This is a genomic window from Desulfosarcina sp. (assembly GCF_055467485.1).
Genome location: NZ_JBUOIV010000004.1, coordinates 84,461 through 107,499, shown reverse-complemented (window position 1 = coordinate 107,499; position 23,039 = coordinate 84,461). Strand labels below are relative to the sequence as shown.

General features: G+C 56.9%; 21 protein-coding genes. 12 read left to right on the top strand and 9 right to left on the bottom strand.

Annotated elements, in window-relative coordinates:
- Positions 1 to 17: 17 nt before the first annotated feature.
- The gene (locus ACZCED_RS03445) at positions 18 to 422 is read right to left on the bottom strand and encodes a GatB/YqeY domain-containing protein (RefSeq protein WP_462968363.1); all 405 of its coding nucleotides are present in this window, start codon (positions 420 to 422) and stop codon (positions 18 to 20) included.
- Positions 406 to 1,005, bottom strand: coding sequence for a hypothetical protein (locus ACZCED_RS03440; protein WP_462968362.1), 600 nt, complete (start codon positions 1,003 to 1,005; stop codon positions 406 to 408). The genes ACZCED_RS03445 and ACZCED_RS03440 overlap by 17 nt, the downstream gene beginning before the upstream one ends.
- 257 nt (positions 1,006 to 1,262) lie before the next feature.
- Here ACZCED_RS03440 and ACZCED_RS03435 point away from each other — a divergent pair, with 257 nt between their 5' ends.
- The 6 genes from ACZCED_RS03435 (at position 1,263) to ACZCED_RS03410 (ending at position 8,856) form a co-directional block, all read left to right on the top strand.
- Positions 1,263 to 1,940, top strand: coding sequence for a response regulator (locus tag ACZCED_RS03435; protein WP_462968361.1), 678 nt, complete (start codon positions 1,263 to 1,265; stop codon positions 1,938 to 1,940).
- Positions 1,918 to 3,336 carry a sensor histidine kinase gene (locus ACZCED_RS03430; protein WP_464860216.1) on the top strand — a complete coding sequence of 473 codons (1,419 nt, stop codon included), beginning with the start codon at positions 1,918 to 1,920 and terminating at the stop codon, positions 3,334 to 3,336. Before ACZCED_RS03435 ends, ACZCED_RS03430 begins: the two co-directional genes overlap by 23 nt.
- A gap of 91 nt (positions 3,337 to 3,427) precedes the next feature.
- Positions 3,428 to 5,782, top strand: a complete 2,355-nt coding sequence (locus ACZCED_RS03425; RefSeq protein WP_462968359.1) for an ATP-binding protein — start codon at positions 3,428 to 3,430, stop codon at positions 5,780 to 5,782.
- A 175-nt stretch (positions 5,783 to 5,957) separates the two neighbouring features.
- Positions 5,958 to 7,400 (top strand): DegQ family serine endoprotease, encoded by a 1,443-nt coding sequence (locus ACZCED_RS03420; protein WP_462968358.1) that lies wholly within the window; start codon positions 5,958 to 5,960, stop codon positions 7,398 to 7,400.
- Positions 7,401 to 7,602: 202 nt separating this feature from the next.
- Positions 7,603 to 7,785, top strand: a complete 183-nt coding sequence (locus tag ACZCED_RS03415) for an FmdB family zinc ribbon protein (protein ID WP_462968357.1) — start codon at positions 7,603 to 7,605, stop codon at positions 7,783 to 7,785.
- 270 nt (positions 7,786 to 8,055) lie between these two features.
- Positions 8,056 to 8,856 (top strand): inositol monophosphatase family protein, encoded by an 801-nt coding sequence (locus ACZCED_RS03410; RefSeq protein WP_462968356.1) that lies wholly within the window; start codon positions 8,056 to 8,058, stop codon positions 8,854 to 8,856.
- A gap of 34 nt (positions 8,857 to 8,890) precedes the next feature.
- On the opposite strand, the gene ACZCED_RS03405 is transcribed toward ACZCED_RS03410, so the two are convergent.
- On the bottom strand, positions 8,891 to 9,061 hold the full coding sequence (locus ACZCED_RS03405) for a hypothetical protein (protein ID WP_462968355.1): 171 nt from the start codon (positions 9,059 to 9,061) through the stop codon (positions 8,891 to 8,893).
- Positions 9,062 to 9,316: 255 nt separating this feature from the next.
- Between ACZCED_RS03405 and ACZCED_RS03400 the strand changes: the two genes are divergently transcribed.
- Complete coding sequence (locus ACZCED_RS03400; RefSeq protein ID WP_464860215.1) at positions 9,317 to 10,768, top strand: aminoacyl-histidine dipeptidase; 1,452 nt, start codon at positions 9,317 to 9,319, stop codon at positions 10,766 to 10,768.
- 4 nt (positions 10,769 to 10,772) lie between these two features.
- On the opposite strand, the gene ACZCED_RS03395 is transcribed toward ACZCED_RS03400, so the two are convergent.
- Positions 10,773 to 11,396, bottom strand: coding sequence for a J domain-containing protein (locus tag ACZCED_RS03395; RefSeq protein ID WP_464860214.1), 624 nt, complete (start codon positions 11,394 to 11,396; stop codon positions 10,773 to 10,775).
- 177 nt (positions 11,397 to 11,573) lie between these two features.
- On the opposite strand from ACZCED_RS03395, the gene ACZCED_RS03390 reads away from it, so the two are divergent.
- A complete protein-coding gene (locus ACZCED_RS03390; RefSeq protein WP_462968352.1) occupies positions 11,574 to 11,828 on the top strand; it encodes a hypothetical protein in 255 nt (84 codons plus the stop codon).
- Between the two features lie 194 nt (positions 11,829 to 12,022).
- Here ACZCED_RS03390 and ACZCED_RS03385 read toward each other — a convergent pair whose 3' ends face one another.
- The 4 genes from ACZCED_RS03385 to lexA all read right to left on the bottom strand — a co-directional run bounded on the left by ACZCED_RS03385 (position 12,023) and on the right by lexA (position 18,266).
- On the bottom strand, positions 12,023 to 15,073 hold the full coding sequence (locus ACZCED_RS03385; protein WP_464860213.1) for a DNA polymerase III subunit alpha: 3,051 nt from the start codon (positions 15,071 to 15,073) through the stop codon (positions 12,023 to 12,025).
- Positions 15,074 to 15,312: 239 nt separating this feature from the next.
- Positions 15,313 to 16,485, bottom strand: coding sequence for a DNA polymerase Y family protein (locus ACZCED_RS03380; protein ID WP_464860212.1), 1,173 nt, complete (start codon positions 16,483 to 16,485; stop codon positions 15,313 to 15,315).
- Positions 16,486 to 16,630: 145 nt separating this feature from the next.
- The gene (locus tag ACZCED_RS03375; RefSeq protein ID WP_464860211.1) at positions 16,631 to 17,443 is read right to left on the bottom strand and encodes a DUF72 domain-containing protein; all 813 of its coding nucleotides are present in this window, start codon (positions 17,441 to 17,443) and stop codon (positions 16,631 to 16,633) included.
- 199 nt (positions 17,444 to 17,642) lie between these two features.
- A complete protein-coding gene (gene lexA, locus ACZCED_RS03370) occupies positions 17,643 to 18,266 on the bottom strand; it encodes a transcriptional repressor LexA (RefSeq protein ID WP_462972111.1) in 624 nt (207 codons plus the stop codon).
- A gap of 208 nt (positions 18,267 to 18,474) precedes the next feature.
- Between lexA and ACZCED_RS03365 the strand changes: the two genes are divergently transcribed.
- From ACZCED_RS03365 to ACZCED_RS03350, 4 genes are all read left to right on the top strand, one after another.
- A complete protein-coding gene (locus tag ACZCED_RS03365; protein WP_462972110.1) occupies positions 18,475 to 19,140 on the top strand; it encodes an endonuclease III domain-containing protein in 666 nt (221 codons plus the stop codon).
- Between the two features lie 117 nt (positions 19,141 to 19,257).
- Positions 19,258 to 20,046 (top strand): exodeoxyribonuclease III, encoded by a 789-nt coding sequence (locus ACZCED_RS03360; RefSeq protein ID WP_464860210.1) that lies wholly within the window; start codon positions 19,258 to 19,260, stop codon positions 20,044 to 20,046.
- Positions 20,047 to 20,167: 121 nt separating this feature from the next.
- Positions 20,168 to 20,965 (top strand): alpha/beta fold hydrolase, encoded by a 798-nt coding sequence (locus tag ACZCED_RS03355; protein WP_462972108.1) that lies wholly within the window; start codon positions 20,168 to 20,170, stop codon positions 20,963 to 20,965.
- A 147-nt stretch (positions 20,966 to 21,112) separates the two neighbouring features.
- On the top strand, positions 21,113 to 21,688 hold the full coding sequence (locus ACZCED_RS03350; protein ID WP_462972107.1) for a hypothetical protein: 576 nt from the start codon (positions 21,113 to 21,115) through the stop codon (positions 21,686 to 21,688).
- Positions 21,689 to 21,862: 174 nt separating this feature from the next.
- Here the strand turns inward: ACZCED_RS03350 and ftsY are convergent, their stop codons facing one another.
- On the bottom strand, positions 21,863 to 23,002 hold the full coding sequence (gene ftsY, locus ACZCED_RS03345) for a signal recognition particle-docking protein FtsY (protein ID WP_462972106.1): 1,140 nt from the start codon (positions 23,000 to 23,002) through the stop codon (positions 21,863 to 21,865).
- Between the last annotated feature and the right edge of the window lie 37 nt (positions 23,003 to 23,039).

Here is a 23,039-nt window from a genome sequence, read left to right as displayed (position 1 = left end):
GCGTTTTATAACCATGCTCATGCAGAAAAATTCTGAAGCACCTGTTTAACGGTATTGCCATCTGCAGAAGTGCCGAAGTGGGCCATGATGGTACCCATGGCCTGCATTTTATTCTTGTAGGCTGAAAAATCGATATTGTCGGCGATCCACCGGGAAATTTCATCCGGGGTGGCCATTTTGGGCAGGTAGGCCTCGATGATGGCGATAAAAGGGGACGATTCTCCCTGGCCGCTCTTCTCCAGCATTTCCTTTTCCGATTTGATCAGTTTTTTGAGTATCTTGATGATCTCTTCATCCGGCAATTGCTTTTTGTCCGAGCGGGCCATTTCTCCCATGACAACCCGGATAGCATCTTTCTGGGTAACGTCTTTAGCCTTCATGGCCGATTTCAGGTCGTCTTTGAGTTTATCTTGAAGTGTCATCGAAATGATCCTTTCCGAAGAATCGAGGTCTCAGGTACGTCGTCTCACCAAAGATGAACTGGACATCGTCGTGTCCATCGTAATCCAGATCGATGAGGATATAGCCATAGTCCGGGTAGCGCAAAAAAGACAGCGTGATCAGCGAAGGGTCGAAAGGGGGTTCAAACTGGGCGTCCAATCGCAGTGTCGCTTCCCGCCGGGTGCCGTGGCAGACGACGCATTCATCCCTTGCTATCGGGTCGATAGTCTCCGGTGCGTAGAAACTCAGTTGGAGCGCCTCAGGATCGATGGTTGCCGGGGTACCATCGATTTCAACGGTCATTTCGGACAACTGGGTCTCGAGGATGGCCCGGTCGCCAAAAAATAGTCCCAAGGCATGATCCAGATCGTCGATGGACCACCAATTCTCCGCACCGAAAACCGCCCTAAAAAGATCGGTATTGTTATACCATGAGGCTTGGATATCATTCTGCAGGTCGGTGCAGCAGGCTTCGATTTGACCTTTTTTGAGCCGGGTAACCCGCCCCATACACAACTCAATAAACGTGCCCTTCCAGCCAAGGGCCAACTTTTTTTTCTTCATTTTTTTTCCGGTATCAACTACTATTTGAAATGGTGACCACTGTTTCAGCGCCCGTCGGATTTGTCAAGAAGATAGCGCTGAGGGGTAAGGGGGCCGCGTGTATGCATGATCTTTAGCATGACTGTCTTGTAAAGCTAAACGGGTGGGATTTTATGCAAAAGCAGCTGGAGCGATTTCCGAAACAAGGTTAACCAGCGCTCGCCTTGTTATGGATGGGCGTACGACAGTTTTCGAACTCAATTAAACCGGAAGAAAAAATGCGACTGCTACTGGTTGAAGACGACCGAAAAATCGCCTCCTTCGTTAAAAAGGGCTTCAAGGCGGAAGGGTTCGCGGTGGATCATGCCGTGGATGGAACGGACGGGTTGGACCTGGCACTCAGCGAACCATACGATGCCGCAATTGTGGACATCATGCTGCCCGGATTGGACGGCCTGTCCCTGATCGGGCGGATGCGCCGGGAAAAGGTGATGACGCCGGTGATCATCCTCAGCGCTAAAAGTTCCATCGATGACCGGGTCAAGGGCCTTCAAACGGGTGGTGACGACTATCTGAGCAAACCGTTTGCCTTCTCCGAATTGCTGGCCCGGGTGCAGGCGCTGATCAGGCGGGCCAGCGGAGCAAAAGAACCCACCCGATTGTCATGCGGTGATCTGTCGCTCGACATGCTGACGCGGGAAGTATACCGTGGTGGGGTTAAAATTGATTTACAGCCGCTGGAATACTCTCTCCTGGAATACCTGATGAGGAACGCCGGCCGGGTGGTTTCCAAGACCATGATCATGGAACACGTATGGGATTACCATTTCGATCCCCAGACCAACGTGGTGGAGGCCCGAATCTGCCGGCTCCGCGATAAGGTGGACAAGGGTTTCGAAGACAAGCTGATCCACACGGTCCGCGGGGTGGGTTATGCCCTTCGCCAAAAAGATTAAACTGCATCGGACCCTCTCGTTCAGGTTGACCTTGTGGTACGGGATTGTTTTCTCATTGACCTCATGCCTGGCATTTCTTTTTTTCTATGTCTTGATCACCACCAGCCTGAGGCAGCGTCTGGACAGCCGGCTTTCCGATAAAATATCTGAATTCGAGGCCATCTATAATCTTCAGGGACTCGAGGATGTCAAATCCGCGGCACTGATCGAATCTCAGGCGGCCGGCGAGAAAAAGATCTTCTTCCGCCTGCTGTATGCCAGTGGGGTGGCTTTTTCTTCATCCAACATGACTTACTGGCAGGAGATCGGCATCAACCGAAACGCTGTCGGCCAGTTGGTGGAGGGGCGTTCGCGGGTCTATGAAACGTTGACCATTCCCGGTCGTCCGGATCGGGTTCGCATTGCCTATGGAATCATCGGCAAGGGTGTCGTTGCGCAGTTGGGATATTCCATGGAAAACGACACGGCATTTATCGCTATTTTCAAGAAGATATTTCTCATTACCATGTCTGCGCTGATATTGACCGCCGTCCTGGTGGGATGGTTCATGGCCAGGCGGGCCCTTTCCGGCGTGGAAGCGGTCACGCGTACGGCCCGGCAGATTTCCGAATCCGATCTCAGCCGTCGGGTGCCGATCACCGCACACCATGAGGAAATCGATCGCCTGGCGGTGACCTTCAACCAAATGCTGGACCGCATCGAAAGACTGGTGGTCGGTATCCGTGAGATGGGCGACAATATCGCCCATGATTTGAAAAGCCCGGTGGCAAGGATTCGCGGTCTGGCGGAAATCAGCATTTCCGGTGCATCCTCCGCCGGCGATGATCTGACACTGGCCGGCAGCACCATCGAGGAATGCGACCGATTGCTGGATATGATCAACACCATGCTAATGATCTCCAAATCCGATGCCGGTGCCGGAGATGTGAGCATGGAACCCGTTAACATGGCCGACGTGGTTCGCGGTGCGATCGCGCTATTTGCTCCCCTGGCAGAAGACAAGGGCCTTTCCCTGAGCTGCGACATCCCCGATAGGCTGATGGTGCGAGGGGATCTGAAAATGCTTCAACGGGCAGTGACCAATGTGGTGGACAACGCGATCAAATATACACCGGCACCGGGTAATATTGACATTCATGGGTTTCATGATAAGGATGTTGAAATGATTAACGTTTCCATAAAAGACAGCGGTATCGGCATCGACGCTGAAGACCTGCCGAAGATATTCAACCGGTTTTTCCGATGTGACCAGAGTAGGGCAGCCGGAGGCTTCGGTCTGGGGTTGAGCCTGGCCAGAGCCATTGCCCATGTCCATGGTGGTGAAATCCATGTCGAAAGTTCACTTGGGGTTGGAAGTGTGTTCACTTTCAGTTTGCCCCGGACGCAATCCCGTTGATAAGTGGCACTGCGTTTAATCCATGTTCTGTATCTGCGTTTTCCCTCCTATCACGACGCTGCTGTTGTTCGGCGAAAACCAATGGTGAGCCATGAACTTAACCCTGGAAAAAGTTGATGTCGCCATTTCCTACAGCATGCTTCGAGTCTACCTCCACCCGTTGACCCTTGTTTTTACCGGAAACCACCAATCCTTAGAGCAACCCTTCAGGCAGGCATACTTTTCAAATTCTATCGATCATGTACGACGGTGTAAACTGTATGCGATCCTTTTTTTCAGCATATTCGGCCTTCTCGACGCCTATGTGTTTCCGGAACAGAAATTCCAGTTGTGGTTTATCCGGTATGTGCTGGTGTGCCCTGTTTTCCTGGTTGGGCTGATCTTCTCCTATACCGATGCCTACCGCCGGGTATGGCAGCTCGCGAATGGCTTCTATATTATGGTCACCGGGTTTGCCTACGTGGCCATGGTGGTGATCACACCTGCCCCCGAGTCCTATTTTTATGGTGTAGGAACCATTTTTTGCGTTTTCTTCGGATATACGTTTATCCATGCTCGGTTCCTTACCGCATCCATTGCCGGGCTATTGGTCGTCGGCGGCTACCAGGCGGCGATGATGTGGCTGATGGAATCCACCGGTGTCATCCAGTTGATATTTGGCGCCCATTTCATGGGAATCAATTTACTGGGAATGCTTATCTGCTATTCCATCGAAACTCACCATCGAAAGAATTTTTTCCTGAATTATCTCTTGGAGCAAGAAAAGGAGAAAACAGACACGATTAACCGGAATCTGGAACAGCGTGTCGAAGAGCGCACCGCCGCGCTGCAGCGGATCAACCGTGATTTGAACAAAGAGATCCTCGAGAGAAAACAGGCCGAGGGGCGGGTGCGGGCCAGTCACGAACAGCTCGCGTCGATCATCGACAGCATCGATGCGGATATCCATGTGGCGGATTTGGAAACGCACATCATTTTGCTGGCCAACCGCCACATGAAAGAGACTTATGGCGACGATATTGTCGGACAAGTATGTCATAAAGCGATCCAAAAACTCGAAGCACCTTGCCACCACTGCAAGACCCACCTATTGCTGAACGAAAACGGTCGCCCCGGTGAGAGTTATTCCTGGGAAGATAAAAATTTGGTCAACGGCCGCTGGTACATTATTTCCGCTCGTGCGATCGTGTGGGAGGATGACCGCCTGGTTCAGCTCACCGTGGCCACGGATATTACCGCGATGAAGGAGATGGAGGCACGACTCCAGCGGGCTCAGAAAATGGAGGCCATCGGTACCCTGGCCGGTGGTGTGGCCCACGATCTGAACAACATTCTTTCGGGTTTGGTGGGATATCCGGAACTGCTTCTCATGGATATTCCCCAAGGAAGCGAAACACGCATCATCGTTGAAACCATTAAACAATCCGGTGAAAAAGCAGCGGCCATTGTTCAGGATATGCTGACCCTGGCACGGCGGGGGGTGGCCGTTACCGATGTCATCGGATTGAATCAAGTGGTTGAAGATTATTTGAGCAGTCCTGAACTGGCCAGGCTTAAATCTTTCCATCCTCAAGTGACGATTCAATCGGATCTGGCTCCTGCGCTGTTCAACATTATCGGCTCCTCGGTGCATCTGGGAAAAACCATTATGAACCTGGTGACCAACGCAGCCGAGGCGATGCCCGACGGGGGAGAAATCATTTTAAGCACCCGGAACTGCTATGTGGACCGGCCGATGCACGGATTCGAAACGGTGCTGGAAGGCGAATATGTGCAGCTGCGGGTGGCCGACACCGGCGTCGGTATCTCAACCCAGGACCTGGAACGAATCTTCGAGCCGTTTTATACCAAGAAAAAAATGGGGCGAAGCGGCACCGGTTTAGGCATGGCTGTGGTGTGGGGTACCGTGAAGGATCATAGCGGCTTTATCGATGCCAGCAGTATCGAAGGCCAGGGGACGGTATTTGACCTTTATTTCCCCATTACCCGACAGGTTGCAAAAGTGGAAGCTGAGGAGCTGCCCATCGAACGGTACCGCGGTGCCGGCGAATCCGTCCTCGTTGTTGATGACATCAAGGAGCAGCGTGATCTGGCCGCTTTCATGCTTAAGCGTCTGGGTTACCAGGTGGACGCGGTTGCCAGTGGCAAGGAAGCCGTCCAACATATCCGCAGGACTCCTGTGGACATCCTTGTACTGGACATGATCATGGACCCTGACATGGACGGCCTTGATACCTATCGTCAAATTCTGGCTGTTTCTCCAGGCCAGAAAGCGGTTATCGCCAGCGGCTTTTCCGAGTCTGAACGCGTACTGGAAGCCCAGCGTTTGGGTGCCGGACCCTATATCAAAAAGCCCTACCGTATGGAGCAGATCGGCATGGCATTGCGCGAACAACTGGCCGCCGCGCATACTGTTGACCCACCCGATACCTCATTGCGCGACTGATCAGGTTTGATGATCCGTCTCATTTTCTGCCACCTACCTTGAATATTACCATATGGTAATCTTTCAGTCATCTTGCCGTAACCCTTGACGGTTACATTCATCACCATTGAAAGATGTGCGGGTTGAGAACAACACGACTACCATTTTAACATTGGGATGTACCAGGAGGTTGGTCATGATCAAATCTAAACAGACGTTTCACTCATTGCTTGTCTTTTTTCTGCTTGTCGCCGCGACCGCTTTCCTATGGGGAGCCTCTCCATCGGTCAGCACCGTGCACGCATTCTCGGCTCCGGAAAGCTTCAGCGAACTGGCCGAAGCAGCCAGACCCGGTGTGGTTAACATCCGCACCGTTAAAATCATCAAGGGCGGCAGTCCGGTTTTTCGCCATTTTTTCGGAAATCCCCATGGCGGCAACCGGAATCCGTTTGACGAATTTTTTGGCCCGTTTCAGGGTGATGGCCAACAGCGGGACTTCAAACAGCGAAGTCTGGGTTCGGGCTTTATCATCGATGGCAACGGTTTCATCGTAACCAACAACCATGTCATCGAGGACGCCGATCAGATCAAGGTGATCTTGGCCGACGATAAGGAGTTTGACGCAGAACTGGTGGGACGGGATCCGAAGACCGACCTTGCCCTGATTCGCATCGAAGGGGCTAAAAATCTTAAACCCCTTGAACTCGGCAATTCTGAAGAACTGAAGGTGGGAACCTGGGTGGTGGCCATCGGCAGCCCCTTCGGCTTGGAGCAGACGGTCACCGCCGGTATCGTAAGTGCCAAAGGGCGGATCATCGGTTCGGGACCCTATGACGATTTTATCCAGACGGACGCCTCAATCAATCCGGGCAACAGCGGTGGGCCGCTGCTGAACATGGACGGTGAAGTCGTGGGCATCAACACGGCTATCATCGCCAGCGGCCAGGGCATCGGTTTTGCCATCCCCATCAACATGGCCAAAGGCATCATCGAGCAACTCAAGGACAAGGGAGAGGTTACCCGGGGCTGGCTGGGAGTTGGCATTCAGGACCTTACCCCGGAACTGGCCGACTATTACGGCTTGAAGGCCCAAAAGGGCGTCCTGGTTACCCAGGTATTCGAAGGGGATCCGGCGGACAAAGCCGGAATCAAAGTCAATGACATCATTTTGTCCGTGGACGGCCAAAAGGTGACAACGGGCCGGGAATTGTCCGCCATGATTGCGAATACGCCGGTGGGGAGCCAGACCACCGTTGACCTGATAAGGGACGGCAAGGCAAAATCCCTGACGGTAACGTTGGCCAAACGCGACGATGATGAGAAGATGCTGGCCGCCCAGAGTCCGGAAAACGACGAGCTGGGAATCGAGGTTACGGACCTGGATTCGGATATCGCACGCCGGTTTGGTATCGAAGGCAAAGAAAACGGTGTGTTGGTTACGGATGTGAAAGATGGCAGCTTGGCCCGGGATGCCGATGTACGTCCCGGCGATATCATCAAAGAGATCAATCGCACCGTCGTGAAAGACCGGAAAGGTTTTGCCCAACTGATGCAAAAGAACGAGGACAGCAAAACCATTCAGCTGCTGATCAAGCGGCGCAACGCCGGGTATCTGGTGGTAAAAATAGAGCGAAAGTAGCCATTGCCAGGATAGTGATACGATCGGCGGATTCGGTTTGGTGCATCGGGTCCGCCGTTTCCGTTGGGAGCTTTGCAGCATTTAAAACAGTTGCGATCAGGTCTTGACACGATAACAAAACAGAACTAAGTTGGCACAAAAACGGGCAATTATGAGCAAGCGATCCATTTGTACGCGTTGCCCGCCCAGAAAGGAAATCGCGATGCCGGTTTACGAATTCAAGTGCAAATGTGGCCATATTACTGAAGAGCTGGTTCGGATGGATACACAAGCGGTCGAGTGCCCCAAATGCCATGATAAAGCCAAAAAAATACTCTCCGCTTGCAGCTTCGAACTGAAAGGCGGCGGATGGTACGCCGATGGATATGCCTCGTCGAAGAAATAGCCGGAAAGCCAAACTCTTCCTAATGAAGAAGCGGCGATATGATTGACCACCACCTACCCGTTCCGTTTTTCATTGCCCGATAATTTTTACATGAGAACATGCCTGCCGTTACGGGCAGCAGTTTTTCCGGTCGCTCTGTTGCCGGATGTTTCGGCCCTGCACGCCTTAAAAAATAAAACCGGCCCTTCTTTAGGAGGATAGTCGGTTTTTTTGTTTTCTCTGCTGCAACTGTCTTCGGGACACCACACCTTAAACCACCAGGGGGGGGGCATGACACACGAGCTAATCCATGGGATCGAGGCGTTAACAACCTTTGCCATTGAAGCCATTCGAAGTTCCGGTCAGCGGGCATTGGAGAGTTTTGGCAAGGGCAGGGGGGCGACCAAATTCGATGAAGGGCTGGTGACCCGCGCTGAGTTACAGATCAGCACGTGCTTTCAGCAAGCGCTGGACAACCAGTATCCCGATCACCGGATGTTCACCAGCAAAACGCTGGACACCGCCTATACCCATGACAACCGGCGATACTTGTGGATTTTCGACCCCATTGACGGTGTCGACAATTATCAGGCGGGTATTCCCATCTGGGGAATGTCCTTGGCGCTGCTGGAAAATTTCTGGCCGGTTTTCGGCGCATTCTATATGCCGGCTACCGGTGACCTGTTTCATGCCCGGGCCGGCGGCCAGGCCTTTTGGGGAGAGAAACGCATCCGGATGGCCGACGATCGCGCCATTGACGATGAAAGCCTGATGTTCACCTTTTCCAGATTCCACCGGCACTATGTGTCCCGGTTTCCCGGTAAGATCAGAAATCTGGGCTGCACCGGCGCGCACCTGTGTTACGTGGCCATGGGGCGCGCGGATGTGGCCGTTACGGCAAATGAATCCTTTCAGGATCTGGCCGCCGCGCGAATGATCGTGGAGGCAGCCGGCGGGCAATTGTTCAAAGCCAGCGGTGAAAAATTCTATCTCAACGACTATCTGAACGGGGCAAGGATCGAGGAACACCTGCTGGTGACCGCCCCTGGCAATATCAAAGCGGTGTTGGACTGTCTGGAAAGGCACGTATGACAGGGAAATAGGACCGGTGGCTGGCTTCAGGGGCTTAGTCGGCCTCTTCGTCAATGATGGTCGTGGTGTTTTCCAGCCGGTAGATGAGCACGCAAACGAACAGGCCGGCGGCAAATAGGGCGCAGAACAAGAGGAAGCTGTCTGCAGCCCTTCTCCAGGATAAAAAAAACAACAAGGCGACGATCATCAGCAGTTTGGTGTTCATGGAATGATTCCGTATCTTTCCGTTTGGTGCCGTTCGGTACAGTCGGGTGTTCATGCGGACATGGCAGCTTCTGGTTGCGGACAAGATCGAAAGAACACCGATCCGGGCCGACACCTCAATCCTGACCAGACACTTTTTAGATTATCGGCTTTTTCTTTTGTATCTTAACCTCATTTCTCAGAATCAGCACCGTTCCTGCGATAGGATACGTGATGCCATAAAAATCAAGTCTGGAGCACGCAAGGAGAACGATTCGTGGACAATGTGACGCGTACGATCATCGACTACTTTGAACAGATCAACCAGATTCCACGGTGCTCGCAGAAAGAGCAGCAGATATCCCGCTGGCTGCAGCAGTGGGCCAAGGATAGGGGGATACCGGTAAAATCGGATCCAGCTGGCAACCTGGTCCTTCAGGTCCCGGCATCAAACGGTTTGGAGCAAGCCCCCATCGTTATTCTTCAGGGCCATCTGGACATGGTTTGTGAAAAACTGGACGACTCGGATCACGATTTTTCCAAAGATTCCATCCGCATGGTACAAGATGGCCCCTGGCTGACCGCCGAGGAAACCACCTTGGGAGCGGATAATGGGATTGCCATCGCCCTAGCCCTGGCCCTGGTGGACCATCCGGATGTCTCCCATCCGCCTCTGGAGCTTTTTTTTACGGTGGAGGAGGAGACCGGCCTGACCGGCGTTTTGAAGATGGACCCATCTTTGCTGTCGGGCAAAATCCTGATCAACCTGGATTCAGAGGACGAAGGCGTCTTCGTTGTCGGGTGTGCGGGCGGGCGGAACACAACCATCAACCGGCCATTGGAATTCGAGATCCTTGACGACGACTATGAGATGCTGAGCGTGTCGGCCCAAGGCATGAAGGGGGGGCACAGCGGGGTGGATATCGCCAAGCATCGCGCCAATGCCAACAAAATCATGGCCCGCCTGCTGAGTGCCGGGATGGCGGTCGCACCGATACGACTCGTGGCGCTAAAGGGCGGCACCGGCAGGAATGTGATCCCCCGTGGCTGTGAAGCGCTGGTGGCCTGCCGCCGGGAATCGCTTGGTGACCTGGAAAGGATGATCGGTTCCGTCGCCGATATCATCAAAACGGAGTATAAGGCGGCGGATCCGGAGTTGGTCGTTCAAATTGAAAAAAAAGGGCCGCTGAGTGCAGACGTGCGAGCCGTTACCCAAAACGATACGGCGGCGGCGGTGAACCTGCTGGCGGCATTGCCCAGCGGTCCGGTTGAAATGGCCGAAGAATTTCCGCTATTGGTGCAGACTTCCACGAATTTATCGTTGGTGGAGATAAGCAACGATGAATTGGCGGTGACCACCAACCAGCGTAGTTCGGTACCTTCCCGTCTGGATGCCATCTGCATGACGGTCGAGGCAGTGGGCCGTCTTGCCGGGGCCGCGGTTCAAACCGGCAGCGGCTATCCCTCCTGGCCCATGAATCCCGAATCTCCTCTGCTCAGACGCTGCACGTCGCTCTATCGGGAACTGTTCGATGCCGCACCCAGGGTGCAGATCATGCATGCGGGCTTGGAATGCGGGGTGATCGGCGACCGGTGCCCTGGCATGGATATGATCTCACTTGGACCCACCATGGAGAATCCTCACTCGCCATCGGAGCGGCTCTATCTGCCATCGGTGGGAAAAGTGTGGCTGTTGATGGCGGCGCTGCTGAAATCGTTGGGGCGATAAAGCATTATCGGTTTCTGCCGATTCCCCGAACGCGTCCTACCGGTTTAATCGGCCCCGGACGTTCAGCACCACCCACGGCACCCACGGCGCTACCTTTCCGACGATAGGGCCGGTATCCGGAAGCGAACCGGTGGCCAGTTCCGGCGTGGTTTCCCGGGCGGCGTTTCAGTTTTGGGGGTGTGGCACCGCCGGCCATTTCATCGAGAACCTGTTCAAATGTTTTTTGCCGTTTGGTAACGCTTTCACCATCCGGTGGTACCGCGGGTCCGCCGGTACGCTTCCCCGAATAGGCGTTCAGGGCATCGAAGAGGTGGTCCACCCAGGAGTGCTTTTTCTTTTTTTCGCCGGATATGTCGTGGCGGTGGGCGCTGGATTGATCCGGATGAGGTGGGCTGGCGCTGGCCGAGACGGTCGGATCCGGCCGATGCATGGCCAGGTGCGCTTTGACGCGGGCATAGGCGATGTTGATCTGCTTCAGCTTTTCTTCGGCACCCGTCTTGGTGGCCGACCCCTCGGGAAACTGATCCGGATGCCACCGCCGTACCTGGGCCTTGTAAGCGCGCTTAGCCTGCGCTTCATCCGCTTCCGGGCCGATACCCAGCGTGTTAAAACTCGTCACTAAATTCATTTCCGTCCCCCGATTGTCATCGCCACAAAATAGGTGAAAAGGGCCATGGTGTCAAACGGGTCTTGTCGCCCATCCAGAATCCGGTGCAATCCGGGAAATTTTTTTAGGTGGCCCTTGACCCGGCAGTCAAAAGTTTTTACACAATGGACGGAACCAACCGTTGCCTGAGGAGTGAACATGCGGAAAAATAACCTTACCGTCTCCTATATATTCTTTTATCTGCTATTTTCAGACGATACCTGGCGCATTGCCGCCGGCTTTGCCTGCGCCCTTTTTTTAGGCCCCCTGCTGACCCACGGGCGCAACTTGAGCCAGGCAGGTGAAGCGATGGTCTGGCTGATGATTCTGGCCCTCGGCTGGTCGGTGACGGCATGGCCGGCCAAAAAGATCACCGGTGCGTTGCAGCGGGCTGTTAAGCGTGCGGCCAAGTAGTGTTTGTCAGAAAACGGCATCTTTTGGCCCATGCCCGCGTTCCCGCCTTGTTGAACCGCGAAAGCGCTCGCATTCCCCGCTGCTTGCGGCGGGGAATGCGAGCGAACGGGAAATCGATTATCATCCTTACGGTTTCAACTTCGCTGCAGCCTCGTCCCGAACCCAAATCGACCACTTTTTCACAGATACCCCATTTATCGAATCCCCCTATTCGGGATTCGATTACCCGTCCTCCGGCGTTTGTCTACGATTGGCTCGACCCGCTCCACGGTGAGGGTCGCGGCATCCCAGTTTTTTTCCACCTTTCCTGACAGCAGATAGGGGCGATTCCGGTCTAGCATGTGACAGAAGCGGCGGTAGGGCTCGGGGAAAAAAGTGGTCTCAACGATACCGGTTTCGTCCTCGAAAGTGAGAAATTCCATGGGCTCTCCGCGGTGGGTGTGCACCACCTTGCCGGTAACCAGCCAGGCGGCCAGCCGAACCCGTCGACCCGTCAGGTCTGGAAGGCGGCCGGCCTTCACGGTGTGCATCGTGTCGATGACATCGGCAAACAGGGTGATCGGGTGCCGGCGGCACAGAAAACCCAGAACGGCGAATTCCCGGCGAAGGCGCGACGTGGCGTCCTCCGGCGGGAATACCGGCGGCGGCGTGGCAGCTCTGCCGCCCTGCCGGGCGGCGAACAGATCGGGCTGGCCCGCTGACCGGCGTCGATTCGCTTTCCACCGGGCCAATGTCCACAGCAGTTGGGCTCGCGAATGGCCGGCAGCCAGTCCATCCAGGGCGCCGCAGTGGATCAGGGCCCGGATCTCGTCTTCATGGGGCTGCACCCGATCCAGAAAATCGGTCATGTCCTTGAAATTGGATGCCTGCCGGCATTCCACGATTTTTTGCATGGTATGTTGGCCCAATCCGCCGACCGCCATCAGGCCAACCTGCAGACGACGATTCCTGCCTGTCCAGTGGATCCGGCTGGTGTTGACGTTTGGCGGATCGAGGACCAGTTCCATGCGCCGGGCTTCGGAGACGTAGGCGAAGGTGCTGTAAAAGCCACCCTGGTTGCTGATGACCCCGGCCATGAATTCGGCCGGGTGATGGGTCTTGAGAAAGGCCGCCTGGAACGACACCCGGGCGTAGGAGGCGCTGTGGGGCTTGCAGAAGGAGTATCCGGAAAAACTCATCATCATCTGCCAAACGGCGCTGGCCTGGTCCGTGGATACGCCCCGGGCTGCGGCGCCGGTCATGAAGCGGTCATGGAAATCGGCCAACTGTCGCTGCCGGTCTTTTTTGGCGATAATCTTTCGCAGGCCGTCGGCCTCGGCATGGGAGAATCCGGCCAGCGCTTCAGCCGCCCGGGAGACGTCCTCCTGGTAGACCATGATGCCGAAGGTTTCGTCCAGTACATCTGCCAGCAGCGGGTGGATGGGGTCCCAAGCGCCGCCGTGCAGGCGTCGAAGGTACTCCTGGATATAGGCGTTGGCCGCCGGCCGGATGATTGAGGAGTGAACCACCAGGTGGTCGAAATCACCGTTGCCGGCTTTCTGGTGCAGCAGTCGCATGGCCGGGCTCTCGATGTAAAAACAGCCCATGGTGCGGCCCCGGGCCACGGTGTCCCGCGTGGCCGGGTCGTCCTCGGGTACCCAGCGGTCTTCGTCGAAGGCAACGCCGTTGGCTCTTACGTTGGCCAGCGCATCCCGTATCACGCCCAGGCTGCGGTTGCCCAGAAGATCGATTTTCACCAGGCCGGCGTCCTCGGCGCCGTCCTTGTCCCACTGGATGACGGGGACCCCTTTGGGGGCGTTTTCGATGGGGACATAGCTGTCGAGGGAGCCCGGGGTAACTACCACACCGCCGGGGTGCACGGAGAGATGGCGGGGGATGCCGATGATTCGCTGAGCCAGGTCCATGATCTGCGGCCAGGGGTGAACGAAATCCAGGTGGCGGGTTTCCGGGCGCTGCCGCAGATTTTTAAGCAATCCGGCGTCCAGTTCGTCCCGCTGCCAGAACCAGGGCAGGCGCCGGGTGATTTTGCCGATCTCGGCATCGGGCATGCCGAAAACCTTGGCGGTTTCGCGCAGGGCCATGCGGGGCTGGAACAGGACATGGCTGGCCACCATGGCCGCACAGCCGGCGAAGCGGTCGAGCACGCCGTCGATGACCGTATCCCGCTCGTCCCAGGCAAAATCGACGTCGATGTCCGGTGGGTCCGTTCGTCCGGGGTTGAGAAACCGGCCGAAGTACAGGTTGTGTTTCACCGGGCAGACGTTGGTGATCTTCAGGCAATAGGCCACCAGAGAGGCGGCGGCCGATCCCCGGCCGCAGGTGCGCGGACTTTGTGACACGATTTTTTGTACCACCAGGAAATAGGCCGAGAAATTCATGCGGGCGATGACGGTCAGCTCATGTTCCAGTCTCTCCACCACGGCCTCGCCCAGTTCCTTCCCGTATCGGTTCCGGGCGCCGGCATAGGCGGCCCGGCGCAGGCAATCATCGGCGCTGCGCCCGCTGTTGTCTTCCCACGGCGGCATGACCAAACCGAAGGATGGGCCGGTGAAGGTCAGTCTTTCGGCAAGCTTGCAGGTGTTGTCCAAGGCTTCCGGGCAATGCATGAACCGCCGGTGATATTCCTTGGCCGGAGCCAGCCAGGCCTCTTGCGGAGACGTGTCGGTCGGGCCGAGCCGGGAAAGGCCGGTATTGCCGGCGATGGCCCGCAACAGGCGGTGGGCGACGAATCCGTCCGGCTCCAGAAAGAAGCTGCCCGGTGTCGCCACCAGGGGAACGTCCAGGCGTCGAGCCGTCTGCACCAGGGGATGGAAAGGGGATGGGGGATGCCGGGGCAGGGCCGCTGCCGTGTGGACCCCGGCCCGGTGCCAGGCCGTCAGCAGGCCGGCGTGGTTGACCAGCACCAGCAGACCGGCGGCCAGATCGGGCAGGGTGGTGGACAGATCGAATGCCGGGTCCCGGTGGCGACGGGTGATCAACCGGCACAGGTTGGCGTAGCCGGCTGCGTTCTTAACCAGGCAAACGGCGCGGCCTTGTTTGTTCGGGTCGGTGATTTCGGCCCCCACAATGGGGGTGATGCCCTCCTCATGGCAGGCGCTGACAAATTTCAACATGCCGTAGAGGTTGTCCGTATCGGTGAGGGCCAGACGGTCATATCCCATGCGTCGGGCAGCCCGGCAGATCGCTGCCGGCGAGTCGGTGCCCCACATGAGGGAATAGTGGGATCGGACGGTCAGAGGAATCATGATCGGATGTCCGAGGTCAGAAGACAGAGGTCAGAAATCTGAAACCGGGCCTCTGTCTTCGGCCAATCGATGTGGTGCCGGTGACAGAGGCAGCGTCACTCAGGCGGTACGTTGGGTTTGTCGGGTGTGTTGCGTTCATTGGGTGTCTTGCGTTTGGGCTCGGTTAATTCTTCAATCCCTCAATTCAGAATGCCGCCATCCGTTTTCAGACTTCTGTTCTCTGGCCGCTGTCATCCGGCCTATGCCGCCAGCGTCCGTCCCATGGCCAATGCATCGGTGCCGAAGCGCTGACGGACCCGGTCCATGGCCGCCACCAGTCGGTCCTGTCTTTCGGCCATTCGGCGCTCCGGTTCGAACAACAGACGCTGGGCCGGCGGATAGGTCAAGCGGTCGCAGACAAGGGTCAAACGCCGCAACCGGACCCGGCGGGTCCAGGCCAGGTCCAGCACCCGCCGGGCATGGGCGAAGAGGGTGAAATCGTTGGCCGTAGCCGGTGTGGCCGTGGTCTGGCGGATCCGCCGGACGCCGTCGGTGTGCTCCAGAACCAAGGCGACCCGCCGCGCGGCCAGGGTTTGGCGCCGCAGCTGTCGACAGGCCCCTTCCACCAGCCGGTACAGGCTGCGTTCCATCTGCAATCGATCATTGGTGTCTTCGCCGAATTCCAGACATTCGATGACCCTCGGGGACGGCTGGTCCACGGGCCGGACGGGCGACGGGTCGATGCCGTGAAGCCGGTCATGGATAAAACGCCCCCGGTGGCCGAAGAGGGTCTGCATCTGATCGGCGCTGAGCCTGGCGGCCTGAAACACCCGGATCATGTTGAAATCATTTAGTCGTGCCAGGTCGCCGGGTTCGATGCCGGGCACCAGAAAGAGGGGCAGGGGCGCCAGAAAGGCGGCTTCGTCACCGGGTTCCACGATATATTCGCCCAGAGGCTTGACCAGTCGGGTGGCGGTCTTGGCGACCAGCTTGCTGGTGGCCACCGACCAGATGGGCACCAGGCCCAGGTCCTGCCGGATCCGGCGGCCCAGTCGCCAGGCCACATCTACCGGCGGTCCCAGCAGGCGGCTGCTGCCGGTGGCATCCACAAACAGATGCCCGTCCCCTTCACCCGCCTCGATGAGGGGCGAGTAGGGCAGGGCGGATTTGAGCATCCGGGCCATGGCCTGGCCATAGCGATCGGGGCGGGGCGGCAGCACCCGGGTGCCCCGGCACCGGCGAAGCGCCCGGTTCAGGGGCATGTGCTTTCTCACTCCTGCTTGAAAGGCCTCTTCGCTCATGTCATAAACCGTGGCCCGGGCGGCCCCCTCCGGTGCGATGATTAACGGCCGGCCGTCGAGCCGGCGATCCAGTACCCGCTCTACGGCCACGGCGAAGTCGGCGACATTGATGTGAATGATCGATCGTTCCATGATTATTCAGAAGTCGGATGACGGAGGTCGAAAGTCTGAGATCGAAATTCCGAATTAAGGGATTGAGGAATTGGGGAATTGTCGGAGCGGCTTCCAGCCGCGATCTGTCCTCCGACTTCTGTTCTCTGTCATCTGTCGTCCGTCTTCAGACCTCCGTTAGTTGCTCCATCAGCATCCGGGCATTCTTCGGTGCCTGGCCGCGGACGTGGTTGTTGAAAAAAATGATGCCGGTGCCTGCCTGCCGGGCCATTTCGGGAATGCGCGACCGGGACCACTGGGCCAGTTCGTCGTTGCTGTAATCGTAGTCGAACTGCTTTTGCATGCTGCCCGACCGCCAGCCTTTGGTATTGCGGCCGTGGAAGCGGATGTAGAACAGATCCGGATTGGTGACCACGGCCAGGGTCGGGAACAGGTCCTTTAGTTCCGGGACATCCACGCATGCCAGGGTTACCCGGCGTTCTTCGAGGGAAACAAACACCCGGTCGGTGGCCCAGGAAGCGTGGCGGAACTCGACGACCAGGGGCAGGCCGGAAAGCGCATCCAGCAGCCGGGCCAGATAGCGGCGGTTTTCCGGATTGCGCCGGAAAGAGGGCGGCAACTGCACCAGCACAGCCAAAAGCTGGCCCGACTGCACCAGCGGGGAGACGCCTTCCCGGTACAGGGCCGCCTGGGCCGGCCAACGGGTGGTGTCCACCTCGTGGGTCAGGGTGCGGGTGAGTTTGACAGCAAAGCGAAAGCCCTCCGGCACCCTGCGGCGCATGCGGTCCATGGCCGGCGCCTTGGGCATCTGGTACCAGGTATAGTTAATCTCGGTGACCGGGAAAACACGAGCGTAATGCGCCAACATCCGGGCCGAGCCGGTGCCCGGGGGGTAGAAGCCGGCATCCACCCACTCGCTGTAGGCGTATCCGCTGGTTCCCACCAGAATTCGATTTGGATGGTTGTCTATATTTTCCATCGTTTTTCATTTTCGAAGCATGCGTGAAAGTCAGAATGGATAAAACCGGAAATACCGGTGGCCGACGGATTGATGGGACGCCCGCGCGGTCAAGGCGTGTCAATCCTGAGAAAACCGCTATCGCGGGTGCCGCAGGCAGCGTACATCGGTACGCCGCAGTGATGAAGGGTGCCGCACAACGCAGATGTCGGGTGTCTCATCAACCCATCACCCGCTGTATCCCGATCACCCGCCCCTGGATCAGCACCTCGTCAAACCCGTAGTGCATGACCGGATAGTCCGGGTTTTCCGGCCGCAGTTCGACGTGGTTCCGGTGGAGAAAAAACCGTTTTATCGTGGCCTCCTCCCCATGGATCAGAGCCACGACGATCTCTCCGTTTTCGGCGTACTGGCGCGGTGCGCACACGGCCATGTCCCCGTCCAGGATACCCGCCCTTTTCATGGAATTCCCTCGCACCCGCAGGGCGAAAAGATGCTGGCCGCGGTACAGGGCGCGGTCCAGCACCAGACTGCCCTCCCATTCCTGCTGGGCATACAGGGGCAGGCCGGCGGTGACCCGGCCCACCACCGGTACCTCCCGCCACCGCTGGGCCGCCGCCGTTTCGCCGGTGGGATTGATCAGGTGAAGGGTCCGGCTGTAGCGGCCCTGGCGCTTCACCACTCCTTTTTGCTCCAGCAGCTTCAGGCCCTGGGAGATGGCCGCGTGGCTCACGCCCAGGTCCTGGGCCGCCTGGCGGAGACTGGGTGCGCTTCCGGTGCGTTCGATGTTATCTTTCAGATAATCAAAAAGCCGTCTCTGTCCCGGTGTCAGTTCGGATTCCATTTGGCCTCTCCACGAATCGGTGCGTTTGCTGTCCCCATTATAAAAAGTGAAATGTAAATGTCAATGTAAATTATTTTATGGATTTGTTGCTTTACAAAACGACTGGCCTCGGACTTGGGACTTTACCTGCACGGCCGGTCGGTGTATGGATGCAAGCTGATGCCGACGCCGCCCATCTCTCCCATGGATCCGGAAAGAAACGATTGTCATGACCCGAAAGCGCCCCATTGATATCGACCGTTTTGTCGCCACCATCGAATCCAATTACCGCCAGTGGAACCCGCCCATCATCACCTTCATCGCCAACCGCGGTGCCACTCCCTTTGAGGTGCTGGTCTCCACCCTGCTCTCTCTTCGCACCAAGGACGAGGTGACCGGTGTGGCCGCCCAACGCCTGCTGGCTGTGGCCCGGACCCCGGAAACCATGGTGAATCTGCCGGCGCGGGAAATCGAAACACTCATCTACCCGGTGGGGTTCTATCCCACCAAAGCCAAGCGGCTGCTGTCCATCAGCCGGATATTGCTGGATCGCTACGGCGGCAAGGTGCCGGACACCCTGGAGGAACTGACCGCCTTGCCCGGTGTGGGCCGTAAAACCGCCAATCTGGTCCTCGTGGAGGGGTTCAAGATCCCGGCCATTTGCGTGGACACCCACGTGCACCGGATCAGCAACCGCATCGGTTACGTCAAGACGAAGACGCCGGACAAGACCGAACTGGCCCTGCGAAAGAAACTGCCCAAGCGGCACTGGGTCCGCTACAATGAACTGCTGGTGGCCTTCGGCCAGGTGCTGTGCCGGCCCGTTTCCCCTTTTTGCAGCCGGTGTCCGGTGTCCGGCATGTGCCCGCGAATCGGGGTGGGCCGCCACCGCTGATCCGTTGATTCAGCCGGGTAAATGCGGAACGAAAAAGTTAATAAATAGCTTTATATTCGTACAATAAATAATTAATTTAATTATATTTATTTTCATATTGCATTAAAAAGGCGATCCATGTCCAAGCAAACCATCAAATTGATCTCCTGGAACGTCAACGGTTACCGGGCCGTCATGAAAAAAGATTTCCTGACATCCATTCGCCGCCTGGATGTGGATATCGTGGGGCTCCAGGAGACCAAGCTTCAGGAGGACCAGTTGACCCGAACCATGAAAGCCTTGGACGGTTACGAGGCCGCCTTTTCCTTTTCCACGGTGAAAAAGGGGTACAGCGGGGTGGCTGCCTATTCGCGTTTGGTTCCCAAGGCGGTGCGCCACGGCATCGGCCGCCCCCGGTTCGATGACGAAGGCCGCATCGTGGAACTGGAATTCGATGCATTTACGCTGTTTAACGTTTATTTTCCCAACGGCCAGGCCAGCGATGAGCGCCTCCAATACAAACTGGACTTTTACCAGGCCTTTTTCGATTACGCCGAGGGGTTGCGTAAACAGGGAAAAAGCTTGATCATCACCGGTGATTTCAACACGGCCCACAACGAGATCGACTTGAAGCACCCCGGGCCCAATTCCAAGCGATCCGGTTTCCTGCCCATCGAGCGCGAATGGCTCGACCGCATCGTCAAGATGGGTTACGTGGACACGTTTCGTCACCTCTATCCCGACACGGTGAAATACTCATGGTGGTCCTACCGTTTCAATGCGCGCACTAACAACGCCGGCTGGCGCATCGACTACTTTTTCGTTTCCGATGTCATCATCCGGCAAGGATGGCTAAAAGACGCCTTCATCGACAACGACATCTTCGGATCGGATCACTGCCCGGTTGGCTTAACACTAGAAATATAAGCAAAAACATACGCTTTCGCAGAAACATGAAGGTTAACCGTTAACTGCCGGATGGGTCGTCTTCGGCCAGGATGATGCAGACGCAGACGATGCCGGTCAATGAGCGGTCGAGGAACTGCCCATGTCAATCGTGAAAATAGACGGTCTGGACACGTACTACGAAATCCACGGGGATGGGGAGACCATCGTGCTGCTGCATAACGGATTCTCCTGCGGCATGATGTGGGAAGGGATCTATCCGATGCTGGTCGCCGCCGGGTTCCGGGTGCTTTTATATGACCGGCGCGGGTTCGGCCGATCGGACGGCGGGGCTGACTTTGCCGGCCACTATGTGGATGCGCATTTCCGCGAACACAGCGTGTCGGCAATGGCCGAATTGATGGCCCTGCTGGAGGTCGATCGTTTTCACATCGTCGGCCAGTGCGAAGGGGGAGTCGTGGGTGTGGACTATGCCGTTCGCTTCCCTGAGCAGGTCCGAACCCTTGCCACGGCCAGCACCCTTTGCCACAGTGCTATTTCCATAAAGGCGTTCAACCGCCAGAAGCTGCCGGCAACCTTCGAAGACCTGGCGCCGGAACTCCAGGAAAAATACATTCGCTGGCACGGTGCCGGCCGGGGGAGGGTATTTTATGATGTCTGTGCCAAAGGCGGCGGGTGCTATGGCCAAACCGGCCTTTTCGATCTCCGGCCGGCGATTTCCCAGGTGACCTGTCCGATCCTGGTCATGTACCCGGACCGGGGCTATTTTTTTGACGTGGAACAGGGGGTTGACTTCTACCGCCATTCAACCCGGGGCGAGCTGCTGGTTTTCCCCAAATGCGGACACAACATTTTCGAGCATTACCCGCAGATGTATGCCCGGCAGGTGGTTGACTTCATTCGGCGGCAGGGATCGCCATCCGGATCGATCAGCGTGTAGGAACCTTTAACGAATGCGCAGAAAAAACAAGAGGTGGCTTTTTCGCCGTCCGTAAAAAGCAGTTGACGGACGGTCGGGTGAAATGTCAGTTAACACTATGGAGCTGAATCACAATGCGAGAATCGCTGCAAACGGGAGGGTGCCGGGTTGAAAAACAATTATATCGATGATCTGATCCATTCGGTAGCACGGGTGGTGAAACCGAACGTCCCGCTGCTCAAAGATGTGCTGGTGATCGGCGGCATGCCTGATAAAACCCAGAACCTGCAGTATCTGAGCTACAACCGGGATACCACTTTGGCCAGAGGCCTGTCTTGTGAATTTTCTGCCGTGGCGGTGATCAATAACCGGCGAGCCTCGGAATGGCAGCTCACCGGGTATCCGAAGAAAATCAGCCGCTGGGTATTCAGTACCCGATGGGCGCGCAACCCACTGGATCTGTTTATAAACAACCTGAGATGCAACCCATCGGTCATGTCCGTGCTGGCCGGGGCGACCAGCAATTATACCTTGCTCGGCATACTGACCGAGACCGATCTTCAAGGGTCGGGGCTGACGAATCGACGGGCCCAATACATCTGTCCGGTCGTGGCGGTACCCGGCCTCGAGGTCAACGCCCTGCAAATCATCCAGGCCTTTGAATCGGCCAACCAGATTAAAAAATCAGGGATTATCGGGTTAGAGCTGTATCGCAAGACCGGCCGGCAGATGGCCGGCACCTGAAAAAAGAAGGTTCGCGGATTCCAGGGGGCAAGGGGTCAAGAATCTTTTTTCGGCGATTTTTTTCTTTCCCGCTGGTTCATTGCACAGAACCGGCAGGATGTATGTCGTGCGTATTGCGAGTTGCCATTCTTGAGCCTTTAGCTTGATCCTCGGTCCCTTGAATCCCATCAAGTCTTAAAATAGCGCATCCACGAACTGCTTCGGGTCGAACGCCTGAAGATCTTCCACGCTTTCTCCCACACCGATATATTTCAGCGGGATGTTCAGGCTGCTGCAGATGCTCACCACGATGCCGCCCTTGGCCGTGCCGTCCAGCTTGGTCAGGGCGATGCCGGTGACACCCAGCGCCTCGTTGAACATCCTGGCCTGTGACAGGGCATTTTGCCCCGTGGTGGCATCCAGCACCAAGAGCACTTCATGGGGGGCGTCGGGAAGCCGCTTGGCAAGGGTGCGCTGGATCTTTTTGATCTCCTCCATCAGGTTTACCTTGGTATGAAGACGGCCGGCGGTGTCGACGAAGACGATGTCCGTTCCTCTGGAGACGGCGGCATCGACACTGTCGTAGGCCACGGCTGCCGGGTCTGCATGGTCCTTGTGGCGGACGATCTCCGCCCCGGCCCGTTCGGCCCAGATGCTCATCTGTTCGATTGCCGCTGCCCGGAACGTATCGGCGGCGGCAATCAACACCTTCTTGCCGTTACGGGACTCGTGTGCGGCCAGTTTGCCGATGGTAGTGGTCTTGCCCACCCCGTTGACCCCCACCACCATGACCACGTGGGGTTTGGCGGCAGGCTCGGCCGCTGGCGCGGGCAGGGCCTCGAAATAGGCCAGGATCTCTTCTTTCAAGACCGCTTTCAATTGACTGGCACCGGCGATGCGCGATCGTTTTCCCGCAATCCGTTCCATGATGTCCATGGTGGTCCGGACGCCCATATCAGCCGTGATCAACAGCTCTTCCAGTTCCTCGAGCATGTCGTCGTCAACCAGTTTTTTTCCGAGAAACAGGTCATCGATATCTGTGGTGAGAATCTTACGGGTTTTGGAAAGCCCGGATTTCAGCCGGGCGAACAGGCCCTTGCCCTTTTTTTCAGCGGGTGCGTCATCCGCCGGCGGCACTTCCGGCGCCGCTTCTTCCTTGGCTACCGGTGAGGCATCTTCTCCTTCTGCCGCCGGCGCTTCCGGTTCGATCATCCCGCCGTCGACGGGCGCTTCCGGCTCCGGAATGGTCTCATCGTTTTGATCATCAATCGGCGGCGCTCCGGTTGCCTGCTCGCGGGTCTTGTCTTTCTTTTTTTTAAACCAGTTGAATGCCATGGATGTCCTTCAATGATGACGGCTTCGCCAACAGTCC